Origin of the sequence: Sphingopyxis sp. SE2 (genome assembly GCF_032227185.1) — a bacterium.
Taxonomy (GTDB): Bacteria; Pseudomonadota; Alphaproteobacteria; order Sphingomonadales; family Sphingomonadaceae; genus Sphingopyxis.
Map to the genome: position 1 here is coordinate 1,191,703 of NZ_JAPMXW010000001.1, position 25,297 is coordinate 1,216,999.

Annotated in this window: 23 protein-coding genes; 18 read left to right on the top strand and 5 right to left on the bottom strand. The window is 64.4% G+C overall.

Going from position 1 to position 25,297, the window contains the following annotated elements; translation table 11 throughout:
* The first annotated feature begins 176 nt into the window (after nucleotides 1-176).
* From scpA to OVY29_RS05620, 6 genes are read left to right on the top strand one after another with little or no spacing between them, the layout of a single operon-like run.
* Nucleotides 177-2,324, top strand: coding sequence for a methylmalonyl-CoA mutase (scpA, locus tag OVY29_RS05595; protein WP_037555765.1), 2,148 nt, complete (start codon nucleotides 177-179; stop codon nucleotides 2,322-2,324).
* Nucleotides 2,321-2,758 carry a hypothetical protein gene (locus OVY29_RS05600; protein ID WP_037555766.1) on the top strand — a complete coding sequence of 146 codons (438 nt, stop codon included), beginning with the start codon at nucleotides 2,321-2,323 and terminating at the stop codon, nucleotides 2,756-2,758. The genes scpA and OVY29_RS05600 overlap by 4 nt, the downstream gene beginning before the upstream one ends.
* Before the next feature lie 19 nt (nucleotides 2,759-2,777).
* Nucleotides 2,778-3,809: a biotin synthase BioB gene (gene bioB, locus OVY29_RS05605; protein ID WP_037555768.1), complete on the top strand. Its 1,032-nt coding sequence runs from the start codon at nucleotides 2,778-2,780 to the stop codon at nucleotides 3,807-3,809.
* Entirely contained in the window at nucleotides 3,806-4,198 is a 393-nt protein-coding gene (locus tag OVY29_RS05610; protein ID WP_313911101.1) for a lysozyme inhibitor LprI family protein, read from the top strand. The genes bioB and OVY29_RS05610 overlap by 4 nt, the downstream gene beginning before the upstream one ends.
* Before the next feature lie 5 nt (nucleotides 4,199-4,203).
* Complete coding sequence (locus OVY29_RS05615; RefSeq protein WP_037555770.1) at nucleotides 4,204-6,210, top strand: acetyl/propionyl/methylcrotonyl-CoA carboxylase subunit alpha; 2,007 nt, start codon at nucleotides 4,204-4,206, stop codon at nucleotides 6,208-6,210.
* Between the two features lie 4 nt (nucleotides 6,211-6,214).
* Nucleotides 6,215-6,586 (top strand): tRNA-binding protein, encoded by a 372-nt coding sequence (locus OVY29_RS05620; RefSeq protein WP_037555771.1) that lies wholly within the window; start codon nucleotides 6,215-6,217, stop codon nucleotides 6,584-6,586.
* Nucleotides 6,587-6,789: 203 nt separating this feature from the next.
* On the opposite strand, the gene OVY29_RS05625 is transcribed toward OVY29_RS05620, so the two are convergent.
* Entirely contained in the window at nucleotides 6,790-7,569 is a 780-nt protein-coding gene (locus OVY29_RS05625; RefSeq protein WP_037555772.1) for a cyclase family protein, read from the bottom strand.
* A 113-nt stretch (nucleotides 7,570-7,682) separates the two neighbouring features.
* Here OVY29_RS05625 and OVY29_RS05630 point away from each other — a divergent pair, with 113 nt between their 5' ends.
* Together OVY29_RS05630 and alr are read left to right on the top strand one after the other, a co-directional pair.
* The gene (locus tag OVY29_RS05630; RefSeq protein ID WP_313911102.1) at nucleotides 7,683-9,308 is read left to right on the top strand and encodes an MFS transporter; all 1,626 of its coding nucleotides are present in this window, start codon (nucleotides 7,683-7,685) and stop codon (nucleotides 9,306-9,308) included.
* A gap of 45 nt (nucleotides 9,309-9,353) precedes the next feature.
* On the top strand, nucleotides 9,354-10,400 hold the full coding sequence (alr, locus tag OVY29_RS05635) for an alanine racemase (protein ID WP_037558000.1): 1,047 nt from the start codon (nucleotides 9,354-9,356) through the stop codon (nucleotides 10,398-10,400).
* A gap of 84 nt (nucleotides 10,401-10,484) precedes the next feature.
* On the opposite strand, the gene OVY29_RS05640 is transcribed toward alr, so the two are convergent.
* Nucleotides 10,485-10,715 (bottom strand): hypothetical protein, encoded by a 231-nt coding sequence (locus tag OVY29_RS05640; RefSeq protein ID WP_313911103.1) that lies wholly within the window; start codon nucleotides 10,713-10,715, stop codon nucleotides 10,485-10,487.
* Between the two features lie 81 nt (nucleotides 10,716-10,796).
* Nucleotides 10,797-13,643 (bottom strand): TonB-dependent receptor domain-containing protein, encoded by a 2,847-nt coding sequence (locus OVY29_RS05645; protein ID WP_313911104.1) that lies wholly within the window; start codon nucleotides 13,641-13,643, stop codon nucleotides 10,797-10,799.
* 472 nt (nucleotides 13,644-14,115) lie between these two features.
* Between OVY29_RS05645 and phaR the strand changes: the two genes are divergently transcribed.
* From phaR to OVY29_RS05670, 5 genes are all read left to right on the top strand, one after another.
* Nucleotides 14,116-14,652, top strand: coding sequence for a polyhydroxyalkanoate synthesis repressor PhaR (gene phaR, locus OVY29_RS05650; RefSeq protein ID WP_037558004.1), 537 nt, complete (start codon nucleotides 14,116-14,118; stop codon nucleotides 14,650-14,652).
* A 43-nt stretch (nucleotides 14,653-14,695) separates the two neighbouring features.
* A complete protein-coding gene (proS, locus tag OVY29_RS05655) occupies nucleotides 14,696-16,222 on the top strand; it encodes a proline--tRNA ligase (protein ID WP_037558006.1) in 1,527 nt (508 codons plus the stop codon).
* Between the two features lie 70 nt (nucleotides 16,223-16,292).
* Nucleotides 16,293-16,643 carry a DUF6152 family protein gene (locus OVY29_RS05660; protein ID WP_037558009.1) on the top strand — a complete coding sequence of 117 codons (351 nt, stop codon included), beginning with the start codon at nucleotides 16,293-16,295 and terminating at the stop codon, nucleotides 16,641-16,643.
* Between the two features lie 10 nt (nucleotides 16,644-16,653).
* On the top strand, nucleotides 16,654-17,139 hold the full coding sequence (locus OVY29_RS05665) for a DUF6644 family protein (protein ID WP_037558011.1): 486 nt from the start codon (nucleotides 16,654-16,656) through the stop codon (nucleotides 17,137-17,139).
* Between the two features lie 62 nt (nucleotides 17,140-17,201).
* Entirely contained in the window at nucleotides 17,202-19,544 is a 2,343-nt protein-coding gene (locus OVY29_RS05670) for a ribonuclease R family protein (protein ID WP_037558013.1), read from the top strand.
* A 1-nt stretch (nucleotide 19,545) separates the two neighbouring features.
* On the opposite strand, the gene OVY29_RS05675 is transcribed toward OVY29_RS05670, so the two are convergent.
* On the bottom strand, nucleotides 19,546-20,328 hold the full coding sequence (locus tag OVY29_RS05675; protein WP_037558184.1) for a helix-turn-helix domain-containing protein: 783 nt from the start codon (nucleotides 20,326-20,328) through the stop codon (nucleotides 19,546-19,548).
* Between the two features lie 118 nt (nucleotides 20,329-20,446).
* On the opposite strand from OVY29_RS05675, the gene OVY29_RS05680 reads away from it, so the two are divergent.
* Nucleotides 20,447-20,836 carry a hypothetical protein gene (locus tag OVY29_RS05680; protein WP_037558015.1) on the top strand — a complete coding sequence of 130 codons (390 nt, stop codon included), beginning with the start codon at nucleotides 20,447-20,449 and terminating at the stop codon, nucleotides 20,834-20,836.
* On the opposite strand, the gene OVY29_RS05685 is transcribed toward OVY29_RS05680, so the two are convergent.
* Nucleotides 20,833-21,288 carry a universal stress protein gene (locus tag OVY29_RS05685; protein ID WP_037558017.1) on the bottom strand — a complete coding sequence of 152 codons (456 nt, stop codon included), beginning with the start codon at nucleotides 21,286-21,288 and terminating at the stop codon, nucleotides 20,833-20,835. The two genes, OVY29_RS05680 and OVY29_RS05685, sit on opposite strands and share 4 nt — an antisense overlap.
* Before the next feature lie 159 nt (nucleotides 21,289-21,447).
* On the opposite strand from OVY29_RS05685, the gene OVY29_RS05690 reads away from it, so the two are divergent.
* Genes OVY29_RS05690 through OVY29_RS05705 form a run of 4 tightly spaced genes read left to right on the top strand, consistent with a single transcriptional unit; the run spans nucleotide 21,448 to nucleotide 25,269 of the window.
* A complete protein-coding gene (locus OVY29_RS05690; protein WP_037558018.1) occupies nucleotides 21,448-22,743 on the top strand; it encodes a pyruvate dehydrogenase complex dihydrolipoamide acetyltransferase in 1,296 nt (431 codons plus the stop codon).
* Nucleotides 22,744-22,789: 46 nt separating this feature from the next.
* Nucleotides 22,790-23,254 (top strand): DUF559 domain-containing protein, encoded by a 465-nt coding sequence (locus OVY29_RS05695; protein ID WP_313911105.1) that lies wholly within the window; start codon nucleotides 22,790-22,792, stop codon nucleotides 23,252-23,254.
* Between the two features lie 11 nt (nucleotides 23,255-23,265).
* On the top strand, nucleotides 23,266-24,663 hold the full coding sequence (gene lpdA / locus OVY29_RS05700; RefSeq protein WP_037558021.1) for a dihydrolipoyl dehydrogenase: 1,398 nt from the start codon (nucleotides 23,266-23,268) through the stop codon (nucleotides 24,661-24,663).
* A gap of 6 nt (nucleotides 24,664-24,669) precedes the next feature.
* Entirely contained in the window at nucleotides 24,670-25,269 is a 600-nt protein-coding gene (locus OVY29_RS05705; RefSeq protein ID WP_037558023.1) for a hypothetical protein, read from the top strand.
* Nucleotides 25,270-25,297 lie beyond the last annotated feature (28 nt).

A 25,297-nucleotide genomic window follows, 5' to 3' on the forward strand; every position in this document is an offset into this window, starting at 1 on the left:
CTGCGGGAGAGGCAAAGTGAAGGTTGGGGACTTGTCCCCTACCGGAATTTGGAGAGGGGTTGGTTGGCGAGCCTGCGGCTCGCGACCCCTCTCCCAGCTACGACTGGCCAGCAAGCTGGCAAGTCTTCGCATCCCTCTCCCACAAGGGGAGAGGGGGTTTGGGATTAGGACTGCATATGACCGATAAACCGACCCTCGACCAATGGGCCGCCGCCGCCGACAAGGAAGTGAAGGGCAAGGACCTGACCTGGGCGACCCCCGAGGGGATCTACGTCAAGCCGCTCTACACGGCCGAGGACGTGACCGCCGACCCCGGCCTGCCCGGGTTCGCGCCCTTCACGCGCGGCGTGCGCGCGTCGATGTATGCGGGGCGGCCGTGGACGATCCGGCAATATGCGGGCTTCTCGACCGCCGAAGAATCGAACGCCTTTTACCGCCGCAACCTCGCCGCGGGGCAGAAGGGCCTCAGCGTCGCTTTCGACCTCGCGACCCACCGCGGCTATGACAGCGACCATCCGCGCGTCGTCGGCGACGTCGGCAAGGCAGGGGTCGCGATCGACAGCGTCGAGGATATGAAGATCCTGTTCGACGGCATCCCGCTCGACCAGATGTCGGTGTCGATGACGATGAACGGCGCGGTGATCCCGATCCTCGCCTTCTTTATCGTCGCGGGCGAGGAGCAGGGGGTCGAGCGCAAATTGCTCGACGGGACGATCCAGAACGACATCCTGAAGGAGTTCATGGTCCGCAACACCTATATCTATCCGCCCGAGCCGAGCATGCGGATCATTTCGGACATTTTCGGTTACACCAGCCGCGAGATGCCCAAGTTCAACAGCATCTCGATCTCCGGCTATCATATGCAGGAAGCCGGCGCGACGCAGGTGCAGGAACTCGCTTTCACCATCGCCGACGGCGCCGAGTATGTGCGCTATGGCGTCGCATCGGGGCTGGACATCGACAAGTTCGCGGGGCGCCTGTCCTTCTTCTTCGCAATCGGCATGAACTTCTTCATGGAAATCGCGAAGCTGCGCGCCGCGCGGGTGCTGTGGCACCGCGTGATGACCAACCTCGGCGCCAAGGACGAGCGGTCGAAGATGTTGCGCACCCATTGCCAGACGTCGGGCGTCTCGCTCACCGAGCAGGACCCCTATAACAATGTGATGCGCACGACGATCGAGGCGATGGCGGCGATGCTCGGCGGGACGCAGTCGCTGCACACCAACGCGCTCGACGAGGCGATCGCACTGCCGACCGACTTCTCCGCCCGCATCGCGCGCAACACCCAGATCGTCATCCAGGAAGAGACCGGGATGACCAAGGTCGTCGACCCGCTCGGCGGCTCCTATTATGTCGAGGCGCTGACGCAGGAGCTGGTCGACAAGGCGTGGGAGATCATCGAGCGCGTCGAGAAGGAAGGCGGCATGGCGAAGGCCGTCGCGGCGGGCTGGCCCAAGGCGATGATCGAGACCGCCGCCGCCGCCCGTCAGGCGCGCGTCGACCGCGGCGACGATGTGATCGTCGGCGTCAACAAATATCGGCTGAAGGACGAAGACCTGCTCGAAACGCTCGAGGTCGACAATAGCAAGGTCCGCGAGGCGCAGGTCGTACGGATCAACCGGGTCAAGGCGAGCCGCGACGAAGCGGCGTGTCAGGCGGCGCTCGACGCGCTGCGCAAAGCGGCCGCGGCGCCGCAGTCGATCGAGACCAATTTGCTTGCCCATGCGGTCGACGCCGCGCGCGCCCGCGCGACGCTTGGCGAAATCTCGTCGGCGATGGAAGAAAGCTTCGAGCGCTACGGCACACAGCCGACCCCGGTGAAAGGTGTCTACGCCGCGCCTTACGAGGGCGACGACCGCTGGCAGCAGGTGCTCGACGGCGTGAAGGCGGTCGAACGCCGAATGGGCCGCAAACCCAAATTGCTCGTCGCCAAGATGGGGCAGGACGGGCACGATCGCGGCGCCAATGTCATCGCCTCGGCGTTCGGCGACATGGGTTTCGACGTCGTGTCGGGGCCGCTGTTTCAGACTCCCGAAGAGACCGTCGTGCTCGCGCTCGATAGCGGCGTCGACGTCGTCGGCGCGTCGAGCCTCGCCGCGGGGCACAAGACGCTGATCCCCGAATTGATCGGCAAGCTGAAAGAGGCGGGCCGCAGCGACATCAAGGTCATCGCGGGCGGCGTCATTCCGCCGCAGGATTATCAATATCTCCGCGACGCGGGCGTGCAGGGCATTTACGGCCCCGGCAGCAACGTCGTCGAATGCGCCGCCGACGTGCTACGCCTGCTCGGCCACAACATGCCCCCGCTGGAGGATGCCGCGTGATCGGTTCGCTCGGCCTGTTGATCGCTGCTTTGTCGGCAGCTTCGGTAGATGCCGAACCTGCAAGCCGTCCGAGCGAGTTTCGCAAGGATGTCGCGGTCGAGTTGATCTACCGGCAACAAATCGACGATGTCTATTTCACCGATTGGTACGGCCGCCTTGAAAAGGCCGACGGCGCGTGGCGCGACATCTATTTCGAGACGAGCGACAAATTTGTGAACAAGGGGCTGGTCCGGATCAACTGCGACGATCCCGAGGCCGATATCGACTTCATCTTCTATAGCGTCGGCGAATATGGCGCTTCCGAAGACGCACGACAGGTGACGATCAGCTATGGCGACCGCCGACCTTGGGCGGACGGCAATTATCAGGACATGTTCGGCGAAACGCCGACGATCGAATTTTACGGCGCCGCGATCGAGCGCTTCTGCAAATAACATCAAAGGGTCGACGATCATGAATCTCTCCAAAACTGCCGAACAGGATAACCAGCCGCGCACCGACTGGACGCGCGAAGAAATCGCCGAGCTGTTCGACCTGCCGTTCGACGAATTGATGTGGGAAGCGCAGGGCGTTCACCGCCGCCATCACGCGCGCGGCGAGGTGCAGCTTTGCACGCTGCTCAGCATCAAGACCGGCGGGTGCGTAGAAGATTGCGGCTATTGTTCGCAGTCGAAGAGCGCCGACAGCGGGCTCAAGGCCACGAAGCTGATGGACGTGCGCGCTGTGCTGCAGGCGGCCGCGCAGGCGAAGGATGCCGGGTCGAAGCGCTTCTGCATGGGCGCCGCATGGCGCAACCCCAAGGACCGCGATATGCCCGCGATCGTCGAGATGGTCGAAGGCGTGCGCGCGATGGGCATGGAAACCTGCATGACGCTGGGCATGCTGACGAAGGAACAGGCGCAGACGCTCGCGGTCGCCGGGCTCGATTATTATAATCACAATATCGACACTTCCCCCGAGAATTACGAGAATATCATCTCAACGCGGACGTTTCAGGACCGGCTTGATACGCTGGAGGAAGTCCGCAATGCCGGGATCAACGTCTGCTCGGGCGGCATCGTCGGGCTCGGCGAGACGCGCGCCGACCGCGTCGGCTTCATCCACGCGCTCGCGACCCTCGAACGCCATCCCGAAAGCGTGCCGGTCAATGCGCTGGTGCCGGTGAAGGGCACCGTGCTCGGCGACATGCTCGCCGACACCCCGCTGGCGAAGATCGATGATATCGAATTCGTCCGCACCATCGCGGTCGCGCGCATCACCATGCCGAAATCGATGGTGCGCCTGTCTGCAGGGCGTGAGAGCATGTCTGAAGCGACGCAGGCGCTCTGCTTCATGGCGGGCGCGAACAGCATCTTCACCGGCGACAAGCTGCTTACCACCGCGAACGCGGGCGACAATGCCGACGCCGCGCTGTTCGCGAAGCTAGGCCTCCGCCCGATGGAAAGCGAAGAGCCGATGCGTGCGCAGATGGAGGCGGCGGAATGATCCTTGCAACCCTTTTGGCGCTGGCGGCGGCCGCGCAGGATCCCGAGATCGATTGCGACAATGCGATGGCGCAGTTCGAACTCAACGCCTGCGCCTACAAGGAATATGAACGCGCCGACGCTGCGATGAACGCGCAGTGGAAGGTGACGGCCGCGCACATGAAGGAAATCGACGCCGATTTCGACCGCTCGCAGGACAACCGCCCCGGCTATTTCGATACGCTCCTCGCCGCGCAGCGCGCGTGGCTGACCTATCGCGATCAGCATTGCGCCAGCGAAGGCTACACGATGCGCGGCGGGTCGGCCGAGCCGATGGTCATCAGCGGGTGCCAGACCCAGTTGACGGAAGCGCGCACCAAGCAACTCCAAGATTTGCTCGAGGAATATTGAGACAGATGTTCAAGAAAATCCTGATCGCCAATCGCGGCGAAATTGCCTGCCGCGTCATCAAGACCGCGCGCCGCATGGGTATCGCGACCGTTGCCGTCTATTCGGACGCCGACGCGCGCGCGCCTTTCGTGCAAATGGCCGACGAGGCCGTGCATATCGGGCCGTCGCCCGCGTCCGAATCCTATCTGATCGCCGACAAGATCATCGCGGCGTGCAAGCAAACGGGCGCCGAGGCGGTGCATCCGGGCTATGGCTTCCTGTCCGAACGCACCAGCTTCGCCGAGGCGCTGGCCAAGGAAAATATCGCCTTCATCGGCCCGCCGGTGAATGCCATCGCCGCGATGGGCGACAAGATCGAGTCGAAGAAGCTCGCCAAGGAAGCGGGCGTCAACGTCGTCCCCGGCTTCGTCGGCGAGATCCGCGACACCGAACATGCGGTCGAGATCTCGAACGAGATCGGCTATCCGGTAATGATGAAAGCATCCGCCGGCGGGGGCGGCAAGGGCATGCGGCTTGCCTATGACGAGAAGGAGGTCCGCGAGGGCTTCGAGAGCGTCAAGCGCGAGGGGCTGAACAGCTTCGGCGACGACCGCGTCTTCATCGAGAAATTCATCCTCAACCCGCGCCATATCGAGATCCAGATTCTCGGCGATCAGCACGGCAACACGCTCTATTTGAACGAGCGCGAGTGCAGCATCCAGCGGCGGCATCAAAAGGTCGTCGAGGAGGCGCCGTCGCCTTTCGTCTCGCCCGAAATGCGCAAGGCGATGGGCGAGCAATGCGTCGCACTCGCCAAGGCGGTCGGATATTACAGCGCCGGCACGGTCGAGCTGATCGTGTCGGGCGCCGATCCGACGGGTGAGAGCTTCTACTTCCTCGAAATGAACACGCGCCTGCAGGTCGAGCATCCGGTGACCGAGGCGATCACAGGCATCGATCTCGTCGAGCAGATGATCCGCGTCGCGGCGGGCGAGAAGCTCGAGTTGACGCAGGACGATGTGAAGATCGACGGCTGGGCGATCGAGAACCGCGTTTATGCCGAGGATCCGTATCGCGGCTTCCTGCCCTCGACCGGGCGGCTGGTGCGCTATCGCACCCCCGTTCCGGCGTGGGAAGGCGACGAACGCGGCGTCAACGGCGTGCGCGTCGATGCGGGGGTCGAGGAGGGCGGCGAGGTGTCGATCTTCTACGACCCGATGATCGCCAAACTCGTCACCTGGGGCGAAACGCGCGACGAGGCGGCCGACCTGCAGATCGCGGCGCTCGACCGCTTCGAGCTCGAAGGGCTCGGGCACAATATCGATTTCGTCTCGGCGATCATGCAGCATCCACGCTTCCGCTCGGGCGAACTCACGACGGGGTTCATCGCCGAGGAATATCCCGAGGGTTTTCACGGCGCCGATGCGGGTGAAGAGGTCACCCGCGCACTCGCGGCGATCGCGGGCTTCATGGCGAGCGCCGAGGCCGATCGCGCGCGGCGCACCGACGGCCAGCTCGGCGACCGGCTCGACCCGCCCGCGAAGTGGCAGGTGTCGATCGACGGCGCCTCGCACAAGGTCAAGGTGGGTGAAAAGCATATCAAGGTCGAAGGCGACCGGATCGACATCGCGCTCGAATATACGCCGGGCGACCGGCTGGTGGTCGCCGAGATCGACGAAACCGAACTCGCGGTAAAGGTCGCGAAAACGCGCACCGGCTGGCGCATGACGACGCGCGGACGCATCCACGATGTGCGCGTGCTGCCGTGGCATGTCGCTCCGCTCGCGAGCCATATGATTGAGAAGATCCCGCCCGACCTGTCGAAATTCCTGATCTGTCCGATGCCGGGCCTGCTCGTCGCGCTGCATGTGGGCGAGGGCGACAAGGTTGAGGCCGGCCAGCCGCTCGCGACGGTCGAGGCGATGAAGATGGAGAATATCCTACGCGCTGAAAAGGCGGGGGTGGTGAAGACCGTCAACGCGGCGCAGGGCGACAGCCTCGCGGTCGACGCGGTGATTCTGGAGATGGAGTGACGTTGTGCACGTCGATCACGAGCGGGGCGCACCGGCAGCGGAGGAAATCACCTTCGACGATTTCCTCCGCGTCGATATCCGCATCGGCACGATCGTCGACGCCGAGCCTTTTCCCGAGGCGCGCAAGCCGGCGTTCAAGCTGAAGATCGACTTCGGCCCCGCGATCGGGGTGAAGAAGAGCAGCGCGCAGATCCTCGACCGCTATGCGCTGGAGGAGCTTGCGGGGCGGCAGGTCGCAGCCGTGGTCAATTTTCCGCCGCGCCAGATCGGCAAGTTCATGTCCGAGGTTCTGACGCTTGGTTTTGCCGATGAAGAGGGTGCGGTGATCCTGTTTGCGCCCGATCAGGGGGTGCCGAACGGCTCGCGATTGTTCTAGCGGGATATTGCGTGTTCCGCTTCGGGGTGGGGAGCGGACGTTTAGTCCTCCCTGTCGCGAAGCGATGGGGAGGGGGACCGCGCCCGTAGGGCGCGGTGGAGGGGCTACGACGCTGCGTCATGAGCCCCTCCGTCAGCGCTTCGCGCTGCCACCTCTCCATGGCTTCGCCACAGGGAGGATTTGATGGCAACTATCGGTCGCGATCAGTCGTTGCGCCCAGCCTCCACCAACGCCACCGCCCTGATCCACCCGGCGCTCGCGCGCTCGATCTTCACCGGAAAGCAGCTGAAGGTGAAACCCGTCGCCGGGATCGCGGCGAGGTTGGTGAGCTTCTCGATCTGGTAATAGGGCCGAATACGCCCCGCCTTGTGGCCTTCCCAGATAATCGACGGATCGCGCGTTTCGGCCCAGCGTCGCGCGGTGTGACTGAACGGCGCGTCCCAGCTCCACGCATCGGTGCCGACCACCTGCACGCCGCGTTCCGTCAGATAGAGCGTCGCCTCGGCGCCCATGCCGCAACCCTGATCGGTAAAATTGTCGGTGCCATAGATCGCGCCCGACTGGACAAGCACGATGTCGAGCGGCTGGAGATCGTGGCCGATCCGTGCGAGTTCGGCCTCGACCTCGGCACCGCTCACCACATGGCCGTGCGGGCGATCCGAAAAGTCGAGCTTCACTCCGGGACGGAAGAAGAGGTCGAGCGGCGCTTCGTCGATCGACGGGGCGGGCGAGGCGCCGCTGTCGGTTGTCGAATGATAATGCCAGGGCGCATCCATATGCGTGCCGTTATGCGTGCTCAATGACAGCATCTCGACCGCCCAGCCTTCGCCGTCGGGCAGGTCATCCTTCGTCAGCCCCGGAAAGAACATCGCGATCTGCTCCCACGTATTCTCATGCGTCATATAGGTGATGTTGGGGCGCATCACCGGCGGGTCGGAGACGACATCGTTGGTGATCGGGATCGATAGGTCGATGAACTGCATGGCGTCCAGTCTGCCACCGGAATGACGCTACGCCAAGAAGGCTTGCGCACCGTCCGGCGCCCGTTAGAGATGGCGCAAAGCCCCGCCGACGAAACCGGGGCAGGGGAGAGTGTATGACCGACGCAGCCGCCGTCGCCGACCATGGCGCGGACTATCAGCCGACCGCGAAAGACATCCGCATGGTCATCGCCGCTTCGTCGGCGGGCACGGTGTTCGAATGGTATGATTTCTTCATCTACGGCACGCTCGCGGCGATCATCGGCAAGGCCTTTTTCCCCAGCGACAATGCGACGCTCGAAATATTGCTCGTCTGGGCGGGGTTCGCGGTCGGTTTCGGTTTCCGCCCGCTGGGCGCGGTGCTGTTCGGCTTTCTCGGCGACCGGCTCGGGCGCAAATATACCTTCCTCGTCACCGTTACGCTGATGGGTATCGCGACCGCGGGGGTCGGTATGATCCCGTCGGCGGCGACGATCGGCATTGCGGCGCCGATCATCGTCATCCTGCTCCGCGTGCTGCAGGGCCTCGCGCTCGGCGGCGAATATGGCGGCGCGGCGATCTATGTCGCCGAACATTCGCCGCCCGGAAAGCGCGGCTTTTACACCAGCTTCATTCAGGCAAGCGTCGTCGGCGGTTTCGTGCTCAGCCTGATCGTCGTGCTCGGCTGCAAGGCGCTGATGCCCGATGCCGTTTGGGAAAGCTGGGGCTGGCGCGTGCCTTTCCTGCTGTCGCTGATCCTGCTCGCCATTTCGCTGTGGATGCGGCTCAAGCTGTCCGAAAGCCCGGTGTTTCAGGCGATGAAGAAGGAGGGCGAGCTGGCCAAGAACCCGCTCAAGGAAAGCTTCACCTATCCCGGCAATCCGCGCCGCATCTTCATTGCGCTGTTCGGCATCGCCGCGGGCCTGACGGTTATCTGGTACACCGCGATGTTCTCGGGCCTGTCGTTCCTGAAAGGACCGATGAAGGTCGAGGATACCGCCGCCGAGATCATCGTCGGCCTTGCCGCCGCACTCGGCATGGGCTTTTTCATCTGGGCCGGCAAACTCTCCGACCGGATAGGCCGCAAGAAACCGATCGTCTGGGGTTATGCCGCGACGCTGGTGCTGCTCTTCCCGCTCTTCTGGTGGATGGGCAGCGTCGGCAATCCCGCGCTCTCGGCCGCCGCCGAGCGCGCGCCGGTGACCGTGACGGGTTCGCAATGCAGCTTCGACCCGTTCGCGCAGCAGCAGGCGACCGCGTGCGGCCGCACGCTCGGCGAACTCACGAAACTCGGCGTGCCCTATACGATCGCCGAGACCGGCAGCGGCTTCGACAGCGTCAAGATCCGCATCGGAAACCGCGAGGTCGCGAGCGAGGACCCCGAATTGCTCCAGCCCGCGCTCGAAGCGATGGGCTATGATTTCGCCAAGCAGATCCCGAACGCCGGCGGCGGCGTCGTCATCTTCCTCGCGCTGCTCGGCCTCAGCGCGCTGTCGGGTTTCACTTATGGCCCGGTCGCGGCGCTGCTGTCGGAGATGTTCCCGCCGCACGTCCGCTATTCGTCGCTGTCGATCCCCTATCATCTCGGAACCGGCTATTTCGGGGGCTTCCTGCCGCTGATCGCGAGTTTCATCGTCGCGAAGACCGGCAATGCCTATGCCGGGCTCTGGTACACCTGGGTCGTCGTTCTCGTCGCCTTCCTCGTCACGGCCTTCATGCTGAAGGACCCGGTCGAGGGGCAATGGGACAGGCCGGCCCTATGATCGCCCCCATTGGCGGAGGCAGCCAAGCCGTATAGGGGCGAAGGAATGATTGCCATTCCCTCGCCGCTTCGCCTTCGCCTTTCATCCGAAGCCCTCGTCGCCAACTGGCGCTGGCTCGCCCAGCAGAGCGGTCCGGCGGCGTGCGGCGCGGCGATCAAGGCCGATGCTTACGGTCTTGGCGCGCGCGAGGTGATGCGACATCTTTCCGCTGCGGGATGCCGCGACTTTTTCGTCGCGACCTGGACCGAAGCCGCCGCGCTGATGCCCTTGCCCGAAGGCGTGTCGCTCTCGGTCCTCCACGGCGTCGGCGCGAGCGACATGATCGCGGCGCGCACGCTCCCGGCGCGCCCGGTGCTCGGCAGCCTCGAACAGATCGCGCGCTGGCGCGAAGCGGGGGAGGGGCGCCCGTGCGATGTGATGATCGATACGGGCATGAACCGCCTCGGGCTTCGCGTAGAGGAAGCGATCGGCGGCGCGCTCGACGGCCTGAATATCGGCACCCTGCTCAGCCATCTCGCCTCGGCCGACGAGGACAGTGAACAGAATGCGCTGCAACTGGCAGCGTTCCACAGCGTCCGGCAGGCGGTTCCCGCCCGGCGCTACAGCCTCGCGAACAGCGCGGGCATCTGCCTCGGCGCCGACTATGCGTTCGACCTGACGCGCCCCGGCATAGCGCTCTATGGCGGCACACCCCGCGGCGAAGCCGGGGGGCATATCCGGCAGGTCGTGTTCCCTGAAGTGCGCGCCCTCCAGGTGCGCGACGTGTTTGCTGGCGAGACGGTCGGCTATGGCGCAACCTGGACCGCGAGGCAGGATAGCCGGGTCGTAATTGCGAACTTGGGCTATGCCGACGGCTATCTACGCTGCCATGCCGGATCGGGCTCGGCCACGTGGCGGTCGCGCCCGCTACCGCTCATCGGCCGCGTATCGATGGATCTGACCGCCTTCGACGCCAGCGAGGTGGACGAACTCCAGGAAGGCAACTGGCTCACGCTCGATTATGACCTCCCATCGACCTCCGCTCGCAGCGGCCTGTCGCAATATGAGCTGCTGACGGGGCTGGGGCCGCGGTTCGAGAGGCGTTGGATTTAGAGCGAGCGTTGCAAAAGGAAAATCAAACAAAAAAAGACCGCCTTCCCAAAGGAAGGCGGTCGATTTTCATGAAGCTCGATTGGCTTACCAGCTGGCCTTGATGCCCGCATAGAAGTAGCGACCAAAGCTGTCGAACGGATCACCGCCAGCGGTACCGAGCAAGCCGAGCGGCGGGAGCTTGTCGAACACATTGTCGATGCCGACATAGAAGTTGAACTTCTTGTCGATTTCCAGATTCGCCCGGAAATTGTGATAAAATGCGTCCGGATAATAGACCTGCGGGAACTGATCAGCGTTCTGCGGCGGAAGCGTCACAATGTTCCCCGGTGTGCAGCTGCCGCCGCCAGGGATCGTGCCGTTGGCCGGGCAGGCACCCTTATAGGGGTTCTGCGCTTCCTAAGTTCCGATCGTCTGTTTGCCGATGTACCGCACCGACCAGCTGAGGTCGAGATCGCCAAAATCGTAGTTGATGCTCGCGTTCGCGGCCCAGCGTGGATCGCCCAGTTCGCTCATCTGGCGGTTCGGGTTCGCCGGGTTCAACGGATCGGTGTAGTTGTCGAGGCGGATCAGATAAGTCGCGATCGCGCGGAACGACAGACGATGACCATTGTCGAACGTCCGGCGATAGGCGACGTCGAAGTCGATGCCTTCGGTCTTTTGCGCGGCGAAGTTGACGCCGCCCGAAATGACCGCACCGGCCTGCTGATCGAAGAAGCCGGTCGACTGGCGGTTCACCGTCGAACAGAACTGGTTGTTGATGCCGTCCGGGCTGTCATAGCACAGATTGATGATCGTCTGTGCACCAAGAGCCGCGATCAGGCTTTCGACTTTGATCTTGTAATAGTCGACCGTGAAGTTGAAACCCGGCAGGAAGCTGGGTTCGAACACCGCGCCGATCGTCAGGCTCTTGCCGATTTCGTTCAGCAGGGTGGGGTTGCCGCCCGAAAGGAAGCTGGTCGACGAGGTGCGGGCAAGGCAGTTCACCCACGGATCGCCCTCTTCGCGCTGGTCTTCCGGCACGCCCGACCCGGCGCACGCTGCGGCCGCAGCCGCGTCGAACACTGTCGGGACCCCGGCGGCGGCGCAATTGGCCGCGCGGTTCGGGTTGTTGCTGATGAACGAGGTGTCGCACGGGTCGGTCAACTGAGCGAAGTTCTGGCTGAGCGGCGAGAACAGGTCGCTCTGCGTCGGTGTACGAACCGACTTTGCATAGGCCGCGCGGAAACGAACGTCAGGGATCGGCGCGTACAGACCCTGGACGTTGTAAGCCCAGACCGTGCCCGCCGACGTATTATAGTCGGAGACGCGGGCCGCCGCACCGATCGTCAGTTCTTCAGCGAGCGGAACATTGGCGAGCAGCGGAATACTCACTTCGCCAAAGGCTTCCTTCACCGACAGCTTTGACGGCGTGAACGGCTGGATGGCGTTCAGGAACGTACCGCCGCTGGCCGTCAGCGCGTCATAAACCGACGATGCCGTTTCTTCGCGATATTCGGCGCCGAGTGCAAAACCGATCGGACCGCCGGGAAGTTCGAACAGCTGCGACAGATCGCCGGAAACGCTGGCCGTTGCGACGAACTCTTCAGCCTTTTCGACGCGCTTCGCCTTGGTGTTCACGAAGTCGAGAGCCGCCTGCGAAGGCGCCCCGCTGCCGAACACGTTGATCGGAACGCAATCCGGGCGATCATTGGTCGGGTCCGCATCGGCGTTCACGCGGCAAACGATCTGGCCCGACGTATTCTGTACCGCGTCAATGGCGAGCAGGAAGCCGTCAAGGTTGCCCTGTTCGTCGAACAGCACCAGATTGTTCAGCGAATCCATCTTGGATTCAAAGCGGCCATAATTCAGGGCGATTTCATAACCCCAGTCGTCGTTGAACGTCCCCTCGACGCCGCCTACAACGCGATAGGTTTCGCGTTTGTGCTTTTCGCCGCGACCACCGAAGTCGGTGTTGAAGCGGGAAATGGTGAACTCGGTCGCATCCGGCGTCGCACCGCAAACGCCATAGGCGGACAGGGTGCCGAAAGCCTGTGACGTCAGGAAGGGGTTGTCGCAGCGCAGTTCGGGGATCGCGTCGAACTGTTCCTGCGTCAGCGCGAAGAAATTCGCCAGCGATCCTTGGAAGAAGCTGGGCTGACCTTCCTGCAGCGCATCGACACGAACATATTTGGCCTCGATGAAGGGACGGAAGGCGTCGCTCACATCATAATGGGCCAGCAGGTTGAAGGCATAACGCTTTACGCCCGCGGCAAGCTGCCCGGTGTTGCGCAGCGTCGACCCCTGTCCGCCAAGGATGTTAGCGGAACCGCCGGCTTCGAAATCGCCATCGGGAACGTCGACGAACAGGTCGCCCACCGAGTTGAAGCGCAGATATTGCCCCCGACCGACACGGCCGAGCGTGCCGCCGTCCGAAATCGAGCCATTTTTGACGCCGCAGAAAAACTCCGTGTCGGTGATGCCGTCCGAGCCACCGGGCTCACTGCCGGTCGGTTCGACGGTCTGGAACTGACAGCGACCCGAATAAGCGCCCGTCAGGGCGTCGCGGTCGCTGAAATAGAGCGGCGTCTGTTCTGCATATTCGGCCGAAATCGCGATGTTGCCGCGGCCATCGGCGAAGTTTTTGCCGAAGGTGCCGCTGACAAAGACGTTGCCGCGGTCGCCGCGCGACGAGAGGCCGCCCTGGGCGCGGAGGTTGATACCTTCGAAGTCGCGCTTCGTAATGAAGTTCACAACGCCCGCGACTGCATCGGAACCGTAAATCGCCGAATTGCCGCCGGTAACGATGTCTACGCGTTCAAGCAGATCGACCGGAATGGTGTTCACGTCGACCAGATAGTCGCCCGGCGACGCCGTGATGTGGCGCTTGCCGTTGACGAGCACCAGCGTACGGGCGGTTCCAAGGCCGCGAAGGTCAAGGATGTTCAGGCCAGCGGTCCCGATGAAGCGCGTCGAGTTGCCCTGACTGAAGGTCGAACGCAGCGACGGCAGGTCATTGAGCGCGTCGCCCAGCGAGATGTCGCCGGTGTCGGTCAACTCGCCGACGTCTACCGACGTAAGCGGAACGGACGATTCCAGCGTCGGGCGCACGATGCGCGAGCCGGTGACGACGATCGAGCGTTCGGTATTATCATCGGTTGCTTCGGCGGTGTCCGCCGGAGCGGTGTCCTGCGCCAGCACGGGCTGGCTCACCGATATGGCCACTGCAAAGGCAGCAGCACCCCGAAACAGGTGCGACTTGTTCATTGATAACTCCCCGGTTGTCCGTTCAAAAAACAAGTTGAACGGATTACGCAGCAGAAAGACCGAAAAGAAATCCGAGCACAAGCCTTCCGTAGCGATTTCCCGACGCAGGCGATTTATGACAGGACGTTTGTGACATTTGCGCAACACCGGAGTCGCGAAACGGCAATAAGCCGCGGATAATATGCTTTGCCTCGCGCGACATGAACGAGCGCACTTGGCCCTCCGTACAGAGCAATATTTCAGATTTCTCGTTGCAGCAGAAACTAAATTTCTTTCCAGCCTTTGTCATGGGGTGAGGTCCGGCGCCGCAAGACTCGAGCGGCCGCTGTTCAGCCTGGCGGCGCGCGCGCCGCCACGACTCGCAGCGAACGGCGGCGCATGTTGCGACGCATCATAATTTGATGCTAATGCGGCAGCCTGTCCGGTGCGGCGCGGTCGCCAGGTTCCGGGCGTGCAGGGAGCGCGGGTGAAAATGGCGAAGTCCAAGGGGACGGCGGAAGACGATGTCGTCACGATCAAGAAATACGCCAACCGGCGGCTCTACGATACCGAACGCAGCTGCTACATCACACTCGACGATCTGGGGACGATGGTCCGCGATGGCCGCGATTTTCGCGTCGTCGATGCGAAAAGCGGCGAAGACATCACGCATAATGTGCTGACCCAGATCATCATGGACGAGGAAACGCGCGGCGAAACGCTGCTGCCGGTCAATTTCCTGCGCCACCTGATCGGCATGTACGGCGACAAGATGCAGTCGATGGTCCCGCAATATCTCGAAGCCTCGATGACGGCGTTCCGCAAGAACCAGCAGGACGTCCGTTCGGCGTTCGAAGGGGCGCTCGGCGCGAACCCGCTCGCCGAACTCACCCGCCGCAATATGGAAATGTTCCAGCAGGCGGCGGGGGCTTTCATGCCAGGTGCTGCGGGCAGCAAGGCGAAGGATACCGAGATCGCCGCGCTGAAAGCCGAAATCGCCGAGCTCAAGGCTGAGCTCGCCAAGAAATAACGGGGGCCGCTCTCCCGGCTCCCAAGCACAGAAAACAGGACAGATGATCAAGCATGCGCTCAGCGTAACCCGTCAGGCCGACTTCGCGGCCTGGTATCAGGATGTCATTGCCGAAGCCGACCTCGCCGAGGAATCGGGCGTGCGCGGCTGCATGGTGATCAAGCCGTGGGGCTATGGCATCTGGGAACGTATCCAGACGGTGATGGACGCCGCGATCAAGGACGCCGGCGTCCAGAACGCCTATTTCCCACTCTTCATTCCGTTGAGCTTCTTTGAAAAGGAAGCCGACCATGTCGATGGTTTCGCAAAGGAAATGGCGGTCGTCACCCACCACCGGCTGATCGCGGACGGGAAGGGCAAGCTCGTCCCCGATCCGGAAGCGAAGCTCGAGGAGCCGCTGATCGTTCGTCCGACTTCCGAAACGGTGATCGGTTCGGCGATGAGCCGCTGGGTGCAGAGCTGGCGCGACCTGCCGCTGAAGGTCAATCAATGGGCCAACGTCGTCCGCTGGGAAATGCGCACGCGAATGTTCCTGCGCACCAGCGAATTCCTGTGGCAGGAAGGTCATACCGCGCACGCCGACAGGGATGACGCGATGGCCGAAACGCTGCGCGCGCTCGAAATGTACCGCGCCTTTGCCGAGGATGTGCTGGCGATGCCGGTGATCGCGGGCGAGAAGCCCGAGAATGAGCGTTTCCCGGGCGCCGTCGCGACCTATTCGATCGAAGCGATGATGCAAGACGGAAAGGCGCTCCAGGCCGGCACCTCGCATTATCTGGGCACCGGCTTCGCCGAAGCCGCGAACATCCGCTATCAGGACAAGGACGGGGGTCACAGCCTCTGTCACACGACGAGTTGGGGCACCTCGACGCGCATGATCGGCGGCGTGATCATGACGCACGGCGACGACGACGGGCTGCGCTGTCCGCCGCGCATCGCGCCGCACCAGATCGTGATCGTGCCGATGCTGCGCGACAATGACGAGGATGCCGCGATCCTCGACTATTGCCGCGACCTCGAAACGCAGCTGAAGACGCTCGACGCGTTCCGCGAACCCGTGCGCGTGCTGTTCGACACCGGCGCGAACAAGGCGCAGACCAAACGCTGGGGCTGGGTCAAGAAGGGCGCGCCGATCATCGTCGAGGTCGGCCCGCGCGACGTCGCGGGCGGCAATGTCGCGGTGATCCGCCGCGACCGGCTCTACAAGGATGACGGCAAGCTCAACTCGGCGTTCGTCGCAAAGGGCGATTTCATCGCCGAGGCGGTTGCGACGCTTCAGGACATCCAGTCGAGCCTTCATGCCGAAGCGCGCGGGCGGCTGCACAGCAACATCCGCCGCGACGTCACCGACTTGAAGGCGCATTTCGCGGGCGATGACAAGTTCGTCGGCTGGGCCGAGGTGCAATGGTCGCGCCCCAGCGGGGCGGCGCTCGACAAGATCGTCGAGCAGTTGAAGGCGCTCAAGCTGACGATGCGTAACACGCCGCTCGATGCCGCGCCGGCGGACGGCGCCTGCTTCTTCACCGGCGAACCCGCGGTCGAGCGGGTGCTGATCGGGCGAACTTACTGAGCCCGACGCTCTTGCACCGAGGGCTGCGGGTCTTTAGCCTTCACGCCGAGGGGCTCGAAGGAGACTGTCGATGCGCTACCCCCTGCTGATCGCGGCAACGACGCTGGCCTTGGCCGCGCTCCCCGCCGCGGCCCATCATGGCTGGTCGTCCTATGACGAGACCAAGCCGGTCACCTTGACCGCGTCATTCACCGAATTGTCGTGGGGAAACCCGCACGGCAGCGCGAAGATGCGCTGGAAGGGCAAGGTCTGGGACGTCATCCTGGCGCCGGTCGGCCGCATGGAGGCACGCGGACTGACGCGCGCCGAGATCGAGCCCGGCAAACGCTTTCGCCTGACCGGTTATCTCCGGCGCGACGGCGCGCCCGAAATGCGGATCGAGCGCGTGATGATCGGCAAGAAAACGGTCGAGCTTCGCTGAGGCGGGCAGCGTGGAGCCTGTCCTGACCGCCGCCGCGGCGTGGCTCGATACGATCGGCGTCGGGCCATGGGCGCGCGGATCGGCGCTGGTCTATCCCGTTGCCAATACGCTGCATCTGCTGGGCCTCGTCATGCTGGTCGGCGGAATCGGCGTCGTCGATTTGCGGGTTATTGGTCTTTGGCGCAGCCTGCCGATGGCGGAACTGTCGCGCGCTCTGACGCGGGTTGCCGTCGCGGGGCTGGTCCTGATGATGGCCAGCGGCTCGATATTGTTCGCCGCCGACGGCGCGGCGCTGGCGCGATCGGCCATTTTCGAACGAAAATTGCTCCTTATCGCAGCGGCGTTGGCAAACGCCGCCGTTTTTCGACGGATATGGAACCCGCACATGGCGCGCTGGGCCGACAGCGTGCCCCGTCCGGCGCGGATAATGGCCGGCGCATCGCTGCTCCTCTGGCTCGCGGCGGGCGCATCGGGGCGCTGGATCGCCTATGGCTGACATCGTCCGATCGCGCGCTATCGCTTGGTAAAGGCGCCCGGCGCGCTTATAGCCTTGGACCAATGAAAAAACGTTCGAATATAGCCCCCGGCCTGCCGACCAGTGAGCAGATCCTCGACTTCATTACGGCGTCCGACCAGCCCGTCGGCAAACGCGAGATCGCGAAGCATTTCGCGCTCCACGGCAATGACAAGATCGCGCTGAAGGCGTTGCTCAGGGATATGACCGACGAGGGGCTCGTCGATCTGGCGCCGGGCCGCGCCTTTCACAAACATGGCGGCTTGCCGCGCGTAACCGTGCTGCGCGTCGCGGCGATCGAGGGCAGCAATGTCTGGGCGGTGCCCGAACGCTGGGAAGGCGCCGGTCCCGCGCCGCGGCTGCGCGTGATGGAGCAGGGACGCCCGAAACGTACGGGGGGCGCGCTCGGCGTCGGCGACCGCATCCTCGCGCGCACCGAGGAACGCGGCAGCGGCCATGTCGCGCATCCGATGAAGCGGCTGCAGGCGAGCGCAGAGATGGTGATCGGGGTGCTCGTCGAGGACAAGTCGCCCGGCGGCAAGCCGATGGTCTGGCTGCGTCCCGCCGACAAGCGCGCGCGCTTCGACTTCGCGGTCGCCGACAAGGGCGATGCCGAAATCGGCGATCTGGTGCGCGCCGAACTGACGGGGCGCGGGCCGGCGACCAAGGCGAAGGTCATCGACCGTATCGGCGATCCCTTCGCGCCGAAGTCGCTGAGCATGATCGCGATCGCGCGGCATGAGATTCCGCACGTCTTCGACGGCGAAACGCTCGCCGAGGCCGGGACGGCAGCGAAACTTCCGCTCACCCCCGACGGGCGCGAGGATCTGCGCGAGCTGCCGATCGTCGCCATCGATCCCATCGACGCGCGCGACCATGACGATGCCGTCTGGGCGATCCTCGACGAGGACCCCGGCAACAAGGGCGGCTTTCGCGCGATCGTCGCGATCGCCGACGTCAGCTTCTATGTCCGCCCCGACGGCGCGCTCGACCGCGAAGCGCGGCGACGCGGCAACAGCGTCTATTTCCCCGACCGGGTCGTGCCGATGCTTCCCGAAACATTATCGGCGGGCGTCTGCTCGCTGAAAGCGGGGCAAGACCGTGCTGCGATGGCGTGCCATCTTGTCATCGACAGGCATGGCAAGGTGACGTCATGGCGTTTCGCCCGCGCGTTGGTGCGGCTGCGCGCGAACATCGCCTATGAACATGCGCAGGCGGCCTATGACGCCGACGCGCCGCGCGAGGAGTGGGACGCCGATGTGCTCCCGACGCTCAAAAATCTTTGGGCGTGCTGGGCGCTCCTCGCAAAGGCTCGCGCCGCCCGCGCGCCGCTCGATCTCGACCTGCCCGAACGTCAGGTCATTCTCGACGAGCAGGGAGGCATCGCGGAAATTCGCGTCCGCGATCGGCTCGATTCGATGCGGCTGATCGAGGATTATATGATCGCGGCGAACGTCGCGGCGGCGAAGGCGCTCGAGGCGAAGAAATCGCCGGTGATGTACCGCATCCACGAACCGCCGAGCCGCGAGAAGCTCGTGAGCCTCAAGGATTATCTCGAAACCTTCGAGCAGAGCTTCGCGCTCGGGCAGGTGATCACCCCTGCGGTGTTTAACCGCCTGATCGATGGATTTTCGGAGGACGACCGGCTGCCCGAGATCATGCAGGCGATCCTGCGGAGCCAGACGCAGGCCTATTATGGCCCCGCCAACGCGGGTCATTTCGGCCTCGCGCTCGGCTCTTATGCACATTTCACTTCGCCAATCCGCCGCTACGCCGACCTGATCGTCCACCGCGCGCTCGTCGACAGCTATCGCCTCGAAGTGCCGGGCAAGCCCAAGGGTCTGCCCGCGCGCACCGGGCTGGGCGAGGCCGACGCCAAGGGACTGTCGCGCATCGGCGAGACGATCAGCGCGCTCGAACGCCGCGCGATGGAGGCCGAGCGCGAGACCGTCGACCGCTATGTCGCGGCTTACCTCGCGACCAAAACGGGCGAGATACTCGTCGCGCGCATCACCGGGGTCCAGCCCTTCGGCTTTTTCGCGACCGTCGACGGGCTCGGCGGCGACGGGCTCGTGCCGGTCTCGACCTTGGGCAGCGAACGCTTCTTCTACGACGAAGCGGCGCGGACGCTCGACAGCGAACATGGGCGCGTAAGCTATACGGTCGGACAGCGGATCGAGCTCAGATTGCTCGACGCCAATCCGATCAGCGGCGCGCTGCGCTTCGAACTGCCCGATGCGCCCGAGGGCGGCTTCCGGAATCGGTCGCCGCGCCGCGACGGGGTGAAGAAGACCGGCAAGGGCGCCGGGAAAGATAGGGCGGGCAAGCATATGGTCGGCAAGCGGGGGCGCCCGGCGAATATCAAGCACAAAGGACGGAAACGGTAGTTCAGGCCGCAGCCATCGCCTGCAACAGAGCCGCGCTCTCCGCGTCGGCCGGGAAGAACGCCTCGATGGCCAGTTCCGACAGGGTGATATCGACCGGCGTGCCGAAGATCGTCACCGTCGACACGAAGCGGACCTGCCCCATCGGCGTGTCCAGGATCAGCGGCACCGCGATCCCGTTCGCCGCGCTGCCGTCATGCGCGTGGGTGCCGCCGCCATAGCCCGCGAGTTCCTCGCGCAGTGCGATCAATCCAGCATCGGCGCTCGCATCGATCTGATGATCGAGCCGTTCGAGGAGATGCGCACGCCATTCGCCATGGTTGACGATATGCGGCGCGAGCCCATTGGGGTGCATCGCGACGCGCAGCACATTGACCGGCGGCTCGAGCAATTCGGGCGCCACGAGTTGCATGAGCAGCGCGACGGCGGCGTTCGCCGCGACCATGTTCCAGTGGCGATCGACCGCGAGCGCGGGATAGGGCTCGTGCCCTTTCAGCACATGCTCGACGATCGCCCGCATTCCCGCCATTTCGGGGCTGTCGAGCGGTCGCTCCTGATAGTCGGGGGCATAACCGCCCGCGAGCAGCAGCGCGTTGCGCGCGCGGTGCGGCACCTCGAGGCAATCGGCGAGCCGCTGCAGCATCGCCGCGCTCGGTTTCGAGCGGCCCGTCTCGATGAAGCTCAGATGCCGGGTCGAAATCTCGCTGTCGAGCGCGAGGTCCATCTGGCTCATCCGGCGCCGGACGCGCCATTCGCGGAGCTGTTCGCCAAGGGCTGCGGGCTTCATCATCATTCTCCTTCGTAACGTCCGCTATACCCCTGGCTTCGGTTTTTCCATTACCTCGGGCGTAATCGACGCCATTCCATTCGCGGTCCAATTGGGGCGGGTCGAAAGGAGAATCACTATGTCGATCCGCAATCTCAAGAATATCCTCATCGCCGACGCCGTCACCTGCACGGGCGTCTTCGCCATCGGCCTGCTCGCCGCGGCGCCGGTCGGCGCGCTGCTCGGTCTGCCAGCCAATATCGTCGCGATCGGCGGCTGGATCTGCCTCGCCGCCGCGCTGCTGATGGTCGTTGCCGCGCTGCAGAAGGTGCCGCACGCCGCGCTGGTCAAGCTGATAGCGCTTGGCAATCTCGGTTGGGTCGCGGCGAGCTTCGCGGTGGTCGCGAGTTTTGCCGCCGGAATGACCGGCATCGGCATCGCGGTCGTCGTCGCGCAGGCCTTTGGCGTGCTCGGTTTCGCGATCCTCGAATGGAAAGCGGTGGCGACGCCGCGTGTCGCGGCCGCCTAACTCAGCGCATCGAGCCGGGCGATATCGATCCCGCCCGGCACCAGCATCACCGGACAGGGGAGGGTTCCCGCATCCTGTCCGGTGAAATGCGCGACCAGCGGCCCGGGCGCTCCCGACGGCGCCGTCGCAAGGACCAGCGCGGCGATCTCGTCGCTCGCACCGATCAATTCGCGCACGACCTCCACGGGCTTTCCCGACTTGATCAATATCTGCGGCGTCAGGCCCGCTTCCTGCACCACGGCATCGGCAGCCGCGGCGGTCAGTTCCTCGGCATGTTCGCGCGCTTCGGCTTCGATCGTCGCCTGGACGCCGCCAAAGGCTACGAAATCGTGCGGCGCGATGATCGCGAGCACGGTGACGCCGCCGCCCGTTCGCGCTGCGCGCCGCGCCGCGAAGCGCAGCGCCAGCGATGCCTCCGGGCTGTCGTCGATCACCACCAGATATGTCCGCATCACCCCGACCCCTCGTGTTTTTGCTTGGCCCAAAGAGTGCGTCACATTCGTATGAAACGCAAGCTGGCCCGCTGGACCTTGATCGGTACAGGGCTTATGGCGAAGAAGAATCCGTAGCGGCAGGCCCCGCCTGCAAGACTGACAGGGACAAGCCTAGACATGCCAATCGAACTGAAAATGCCCGCTCTCTCGCCGACGATGGAGGAGGGCACCCTCGCCAAATGGCTGGTGAAGGAGGGCGATACGGTCAAGTCGGGCGACTTGCTCGCCGAGATCGAGACCGATAAGGCGACGATGGAGTTCGAGGCGGTTGATGAAGGCACGATTGCGCAGATTCTCGTCACCGAAGGCACCGACAATGTGAAGGTCGGCACCGTGATCGCGACGATCGCGGGCGAGGGCGAGGACGCGTCAAGCGCGAAAGCTGCGCCTGCGCCCGCCGCCGAGCCGAAGGCCGAAGCCCCGGCGCCGGCACCCGCTGCTACGGCGGCGGCTCCAGCGCCGACCCCGGCACCCGCGCCGGCAGCCACCCCCGCCGCATCGGGCGACCGTATCAAGGCGAGCCCGCTCGCCAAGCGTCTCGCCGCCGAGCAGGGCATCGACCTCAAGAGCGTGACCGGCACCGGCCCGGGCGGCCGCATCGTCAAGGCCGACCTCGAAGGCGCCCCGGCGGGCGCCGCAGCCCCCGCCGCGACAACCGCCGCTCCGGCTCCCGCCGCGGCCGCTCCGGCCCCGGCAGCCGCCGGCGCGATCCCCGATTTCGGCATCCCGCACGAGGACGAGAAGCTCAGCGGCATGCGCAAGACGATCGCGCGCCGCCTCAGCCAGTCGATGCAGGAATCGCCGCATATCTACCTCACCGTCGACATCCGCCTCGACGCGCTCTTGAAGCTGCGCGGCGAACTCAACGCCAGCCTCGAGAGCCGCGGCGTCAAGCTCAGCGTCAACGACATGCTGATCAAGGCGCTCGCCGTCGCGCTCGAACGCGTGCCCTCGTGTAACGTCAGCTTCGGCGGCGACGTGATGCGCCAGTACAGCCGCGCCGACATCTCGGTCGCGGTCAGCATCCCCGGCGGCCTGATCACCCCGATCATCGTCGACGCGGGCGGCAAGTCGATGTCGAAAATCTCGACCGAAATGTCGGAGCTTGCCGCGAAGGCGAAGGAAGGCAAACTCCAGCCAAACGAATATCAGGGCGGCACCGCCTCGATCTCGAACATGGGGATGATGGGGATCAAGCAGTTCACCGCGGTGATCAATCCGCCGCAGGCGATGATCATGGCGATCGGCGCGGGCGAGAAGCGGCCCTATGTCGTCGACGACGCGCTCGCGATCGCGACCGTCATGTCGGCAACCGGCAGCTTCGACCACCGCGCGATCGACGGCGCCGACGGCGCGCTGTTGATGAAGACCTTCAAGGAACTGGTGGAGAACCCGCTGGGGCTGGTGGCGTAAAATGCCCGCGAGGAACATTAGCCCCTCTCCCCTTGCGGGAGAGGGGTTGGGGAGTGGGGTCCGCGCCGCGGCAGCGGCGCATAAGACTCTCTCCGAAGTCCTCGCCCGCAAAGCCCTGTTGCTGGACCGTGCCCGCCAGATGCCCTCGAACCCGACCGATGCTGAACGCAAGCTCTGGTCGATCCTCCGCGCTGGTCGGCTCGAAGGTCTGAGATGGCGCCGCCAAGAGATGATCGATGACCTCTACATCGTCGACTTCATCTGCTTCGAGCATCGGCTGATCGTTGAAGCCGACGGCGGCCAGCATGGCAAAAATGCTTACGACATCGAACGCGATGCCTATCTGAACGCGCAGGGTTTCCGCGTCCTTCGCTTTTGGAACAACGACATACTCGCCAACAGCGATGGCGTCGTTGCGAGCATATTGGACGTCATCGATTCTTCAGGCGCGCAGACGCGCGCCGACCCCACACCCCAACCCCTCTCCCGCAAGGGGAGAGGGGGCTTTTGAAGGAGCCCATAATGGCTGACACAAACTACGACCTCATCGTCCTCGGCTCGGGCCCCGGCGGCTATGTCGCGGCGATCCGCGCGGCGCAGCTGGGGCTGAAAACGGCCATCGTCGAGCGCGAGAATCTCGGCGGCATCTGTCTCAATTGGGGCTGCATCCCGACCAAGGCGCTGCTGCGCTCGGCCGAAATCTATCATTATATGCAGCATGCGGGCGATTACGGCCTGATCGCCCAGCAGATCAGCGCCGATATCGACGCGGTGGTGAAGCGCAGCCGCGGCGTCGCCAAGCAGCTGAGCCAGGGCGTCGCCTTCCTGATGAAGAAGCACAAGATCACCGTCCATATGGGCGAAGGCAAGCTGACCGCACCGGGCAAGCTGGAAGTGAAGGGCGAGAAGGGGAGCGAAACCCTCACCGCGAAGAACATCATCGTCGCGACCGGCGCCCGCGCGCGCGATCTGCCCTTCGCGCCTGCCGACGGCAAGCGCATCTGGACCTATCGCCACGCGCTCGTCCCGCCCGAAATGCCCAAGAAGCTGCTCGTCATCGGATCGGGCGCGATCGGCATCGAGTTCGCGAGCTTCTACAGCGACATGGGCGCCGAAGTTACCGTCGTCGAAATGCTTGACCGGCTCGTGCCCGTCGAGGATGCCGACATCTCGGCCTTCCTCGAAAAGCAGCTCAAGAAGCAGGGCATGACGATCTTTACCGGCGCCGGCGTCGAGGAATTGAAGGCGACCGCGACCGGCGTCACCGCAAAGATCAAGACCAAGGACGGCAAGACCGAAAGCGCCGAGTTCAGCCACGCGATCGTCGCGATCGGCATCGTCCCGAACACCGAGAATATCGGGCTCGAGGCCTTGGGCGTGAAAACTACCAAGGGCCATATCGACACCGACGCGATGTGCCGCACCAACGTCCCCGGTATCTGGGCGATCGGCGACGTCACCGCGCCGCCGTGGCTCGCGCACAAGGCGATGCACGAATCGATCATCGCGGTCGAGGCGATCGCGGGCAATCACCCGCACGCGATGGACGTCCGCAACATCCCCGGCTGCACCTATTGCCGCCCGCAGATCGCCAGCGTCGGGTTGACCGAGGCGAAGGCGAAGGAACTGGGTTACGAGGTCAAGGCCGGAACCTTCCCCTTCATCGGCAACGGCAAGGCGATTGCGCTGGGCGAGTCCGAAGGCTTCACCAAGACCGTGTTCGACGCGAAGACCGGCGAGCTGCTCGGCGCGCATATGATCGGCGCCGAGGTCACCGAGCTCATTCAGGGCTATACGATCGGCAAGACCGCCGAGCTGGTCGAGGATGATTTCATCGGCACGGTCTTCCCGCATCCGACGCTCAGCGAGACGATGCACGAGGGCGTGCTCACCGCGTTCGGACGTCCGCTGCATATCTAGGCGCGCTTGAACCCGTCGATCCTTCATTTCTCCCGGACGGGCAGCGTTCTCAAGGCGCTGTTCTTCCTGGGGATGGCGGCGATCGCTTTCACTGTCTCCGGCCTGATGCACGCCGAGCGCGAAGCCCCGCCGCGGACCGTCCGCCTGCCCGATATCGAACTGTCCGCGCCGGCGCCGCATCGCGACCCGCTGGCGCCGTTCAAGGTCCCGTTCCTGATGATCGCGGGCGGGGTTTGCCTATTCTATGTTGGCCGGCACGGCCTCCGGGGCTTCATGCGAAGCGAGGCGGTGAAGATCGAAAACGGGGCCTTGCGCTTTCATCCGAGCTATGGCGCCCGGCCGAACCCGCTGCCGCTCGATGCCATCGCCGAGGCGCTCTTCGACCGCACCGACCGGCTGCCGGGCGATGGCCCCGCATCGGCGAAGCTCGGCGCCCGCCTACGGCACGGCCTTTACCTTCGCTACCGCGTCGATGGTTCGTTGAAGGAGGTGTGCCTGATCGACAATGACTTCGACGGCGGGGCGGAGCATTTACGGCGTTTCGCAGCCCATCTGGACAGCTGGCGCCAATCGGCGGCGCGAACGGCAAGGGGGGACCGGTCGTGACGCCGCCAATGACGCGGGTAGTGACGGG

Coding starts and splice junctions, on each gene's coding strand:
- phaR (WP_037558004.1), top strand. CDS start 14,116: ATGGCGAAGTCCAAGGGGACGGCGGAAGACGATGTCGTCACGATCAAG.
- OVY29_RS05680 (WP_037558015.1), top strand. CDS start 20,447: ATGTCGATCCGCAATCTCAAGAATATCCTCATCGCCGACGCCGTCACC.
- OVY29_RS05645 (WP_313911104.1), bottom strand. CDS start 13,643: ATGAACAAGTCGCACCTGTTTCGGGGTGCTGCTGCCTTTGCAGTGGCC.
- OVY29_RS05630 (WP_313911102.1), top strand. CDS start 7,683: ATGACCGACGCAGCCGCCGTCGCCGACCATGGCGCGGACTATCAGCCG.
- OVY29_RS05615 (WP_037555770.1), top strand. CDS start 4,204: ATGTTCAAGAAAATCCTGATCGCCAATCGCGGCGAAATTGCCTGCCGC.
- OVY29_RS05690 (WP_037558018.1), top strand. CDS start 21,448: ATGCCAATCGAACTGAAAATGCCCGCTCTCTCGCCGACGATGGAGGAG.
- proS (WP_037558006.1), top strand. CDS start 14,696: ATGATCAAGCATGCGCTCAGCGTAACCCGTCAGGCCGACTTCGCGGCC.
- OVY29_RS05610 (WP_313911101.1), top strand. CDS start 3,806: ATGATCCTTGCAACCCTTTTGGCGCTGGCGGCGGCCGCGCAGGATCCC.
- bioB (WP_037555768.1), top strand. CDS start 2,778: ATGAATCTCTCCAAAACTGCCGAACAGGATAACCAGCCGCGCACCGAC.
- OVY29_RS05625 (WP_037555772.1), bottom strand. CDS start 7,569: ATGCAGTTCATCGACCTATCGATCCCGATCACCAACGATGTCGTCTCC.
- OVY29_RS05675 (WP_037558184.1), bottom strand. CDS start 20,328: ATGAAGCCCGCAGCCCTTGGCGAACAGCTCCGCGAATGGCGCGTCCGG.
- scpA (WP_037555765.1), top strand. CDS start 177: ATGACCGATAAACCGACCCTCGACCAATGGGCCGCCGCCGCCGACAAG.
- OVY29_RS05670 (WP_037558013.1), top strand. CDS start 17,202: ATGAAAAAACGTTCGAATATAGCCCCCGGCCTGCCGACCAGTGAGCAG.
- lpdA (WP_037558021.1), top strand. CDS start 23,266: ATGGCTGACACAAACTACGACCTCATCGTCCTCGGCTCGGGCCCCGGC.
- OVY29_RS05685 (WP_037558017.1), bottom strand. CDS start 21,288: ATGCGGACATATCTGGTGGTGATCGACGACAGCCCGGAGGCATCGCTG.
- alr (WP_037558000.1), top strand. CDS start 9,354: ATGATTGCCATTCCCTCGCCGCTTCGCCTTCGCCTTTCATCCGAAGCC.
- OVY29_RS05660 (WP_037558009.1), top strand. CDS start 16,293: ATGCGCTACCCCCTGCTGATCGCGGCAACGACGCTGGCCTTGGCCGCG.